Annotated in this window: 3 protein-coding genes; 2 read left to right on the top strand and 1 reads right to left on the bottom strand. The window is 74.6% G+C overall.

Annotation, left to right across the window (positions count from 1 at the left end):
• Nucleotides 1-41: 41 nt before the first annotated feature.
• Nucleotides 42-464: a DUF6223 family protein gene (locus AB0J39_RS39120; RefSeq protein ID WP_363474217.1), complete on the bottom strand. Its 423-nt coding sequence runs from the start codon at nucleotides 462-464 to the stop codon at nucleotides 42-44.
• Nucleotides 465-683: 219 nt separating this feature from the next.
• Between AB0J39_RS39120 and AB0J39_RS39125 the strand changes: the two genes are divergently transcribed.
• Both AB0J39_RS39125 and AB0J39_RS39130 read left to right on the top strand, forming a co-directional pair.
• Nucleotides 684-1,799 carry a histidine kinase gene (locus tag AB0J39_RS39125; protein ID WP_363474219.1) on the top strand — a complete coding sequence of 372 codons (1,116 nt, stop codon included), beginning with the start codon at nucleotides 684-686 and terminating at the stop codon, nucleotides 1,797-1,799.
• Nucleotides 1,796-2,458 carry a response regulator transcription factor gene (locus tag AB0J39_RS39130; RefSeq protein WP_363474221.1) on the top strand — a complete coding sequence of 221 codons (663 nt, stop codon included), beginning with the start codon at nucleotides 1,796-1,798 and terminating at the stop codon, nucleotides 2,456-2,458. The genes AB0J39_RS39125 and AB0J39_RS39130 overlap by 4 nt, the downstream gene beginning before the upstream one ends.
• Nucleotides 2,459-2,628: the final 170 nt, after the last annotated feature.

Below are 2,628 nucleotides of genomic sequence, written 5' to 3' on the forward strand. Positions count from 1 at the left end.
CTCGCCCCTCGCTGAGGACCCCGCGGGCGGCAGCCGGCCGGTCAGCCGGCGCGCCGGGCACGGCTCAGGGCCAGCCCGCCGACGACCGCGCCGGCCGGCCCCACCACCAGGGCGACCCAGCCCCCGACTATGCCGTAGCCGGTGCCGGGACCGCCGTCGGCGGCGGCCACGACCAGCCCGCCGATGACCGTGCACGTCAGCGCGGCCCCCAGGGCGACGACGGCCCCGCTCCTCGCGTTGCCGATGCCGATACGGCCGGCCGCGCGGGCCAGGGCCAGCCCGCCGACGACCACGCCGACCAGCCCCAGCAGCATGGCCGCCAGGGCCCAGAGACGTCCGGCGGTCATGGCGTAGGCGCCGACGCCGGCCGGCTGGACCAGGAGATGCGCCGCCGACGGCGTGGCATGCCCGGCGTATCCGAGCAGGACGGTCGGGGCGGCGGAAAGCAGGTGACGGACGGACATGAGGGTGCTCTTTCTCCTCGTACGACGGAACGTCACCCGAGCATGTCCGCCGGACCCGCCGCCGGTCGTCCGCCGCGAGCGGGCGATCGACGCTGCCGCCGGTGCCGCACCCGGCTGCCGCGGACGCCGCAGGAGCGGCGGATGTACCGCGGACGCGGTAGGCGGCTGATCACCCGCCCGGAGGAGTCTCCCGCGCCGGCATCCGGCTATGGTGCGCGCATGAGGACAGTCCGGCCCGTTGTCAGAGACTGGGCGATCGCCGTCTGCGTGGCGGCGGCGCTGCTGGTCACCGGGCTGTCCAAGCAGCACCAGGCCACCGGCCTCGATCCGGTCGGCTACACGCTGCTGGTGGCCGGCGGCCTGGCATTGGCCGCGGGCCGCAGGGCGCCGGTCCCCGTCCTGGTGGTCACCGGGCTGTGCGCGGTGGCTTACCAGGCGGCCGGTTTCGACGTGCCCGCCGTCGCGTACCTGTTCGCGGTGTACGCCGCGATGCGGGCGGGACATCGCGCCATCACGGTGGCGGCGAGTGTGACGATGCTGGCCGCTCTCCCCATCGCGGCCCTGGCGTCGGGGCTGCACGACACGGGCGCGGCGCTCGCGCACGCCCGCGGCGCGCTCGAACTGGCCTGGCTGATCGCGGCCGGCGCGGCCGGCGAGGCGCTGCGGCAGGCCGAGCGCCGGGCGGAGGAGGCCGAGCGCACCCGTGAGGAGACCGCGCGGCGCCGGGCCGACGAGGAGCGGCTGCACATCGCGCGGGAGCTGCACGACTCGCTGACCCACCAGATCTCGGTCATCAAGGTGCAGGCCGAGGTCGCCGTGCACGTGGCACGCAAGCGGGGTGAACAGGTGCCGGAGGCCCTGCTGGCGATCCGGGAGGCCGGCCGTGAGGCGGCCAGGGAACTGCGGGCGACCCTGGAAGCCCTGCGTGACGACGGCGAGAACCCGGCATGCGGGCTCGACCACGTCCCGGACCTGGTACGCCGGGCCCGGACGACCGGCCTCGACGCGACGCTGACGATCGAGGGCCACCGCGACGACGTGCCGGCCGCGGTGGACCGGACGGCGTACCGGATCGTCCAGGAGTCACTGACCAACATCGCCAGGCACGCCTCCGCCACCACCGCGGAGGTCCGGATCGACTACCGTCCAGGCGCCCTGGTCGTACGGGTCGACGACGACGGAAAGGCCACGCCCGGCACCGCGCCCGTGCCCGGCGTCGGACTGCTCGGGATGCGCGAACGCGTCACCGCCCTCGGCGGTCACCTGCGCGCGGAGCCGCGCGGCGAGGGCGGCTTCACCGTCCACGCCGAACTCCCGGTGGACCGGACGCCGTGATCCGGGTCCTGCTGGTCGACGACCAGCCACTCCTCCGCAGCGGATTCCGCGCGCTTCTCGACCTCGAAGACGACATCGAGGTGGTCGCCGAGGCCGGCGACGGGATGGAGGGCCTGGCCCTGGTCAGGCGACACCTGCCCGACGTCGCTCTCATCGACGTCCAGATGCCGGGCGTCGACGGCATCGAGGCGACCCGGCGTATCGCCGCGGACCCGGCCCTGGCCGGGGTGCACGTCGTGATCCTGACCAACTACGGCCTGGACGAGTACGTCTTCAACGCGTTGCGCGCCGGCGCCGCCGGCTTCCTCGTCAAGGACATCGTGCCGGAGGACTTCCTGCACGCCGTACGCGTCGCCGCGCGCGGCGACGCCCTGCTCGCACCGTCGATCACCCGCAAGCTGATCGACCGGTACGTCACCCAGCCGATCCACAGGGGCGTCGGCGGGGAGCTGGAGGAGCTGACCAACCGCGAACGCGAGGCGGTCGCCCTGGTCGCGCACGGTCTGTCCAACGAAGAGATCGCCACCCACATGATGATCAGCCCGATGACCGCGAAAACCCATATCAACCGGGCCATGGCCAAGCTCCACGCCCGTGACCGCGCGCAGCTCGTGGTCCTCGCCTACGAGTCCGGCCTGGTGACCCCACGCGGCCGCTGACGCGGCGCCCGGACGCGAGCCGCGCGACCTGAGCAACGCCCGGGTGGCCTCAGTGGGGGCCGCGCGACCTGAGCGGGAGCCGCGCGACCTGAGCGGGAGCCGCGCGACCTGAGCGGGAGCCGCGCGATCTGAGCGGGAGCCGCGCGACCTGAGCGCGGGCCCGTGTGGCC

Source organism: Microbispora sp. NPDC049633, from assembly GCF_040675265.1.
Lineage (GTDB): Bacteria > Actinomycetota > Actinomycetes > Streptosporangiales > Streptosporangiaceae > Microbispora > Microbispora maris.

Coding starts and splice junctions, on each gene's coding strand:
- AB0J39_RS39120 (WP_363474217.1), bottom strand. CDS start 464: ATGTCCGTCCGTCACCTGCTTTCCGCCGCCCCGACCGTCCTGCTCGGA.
- AB0J39_RS39125 (WP_363474219.1), top strand. CDS start 684: ATGAGGACAGTCCGGCCCGTTGTCAGAGACTGGGCGATCGCCGTCTGC.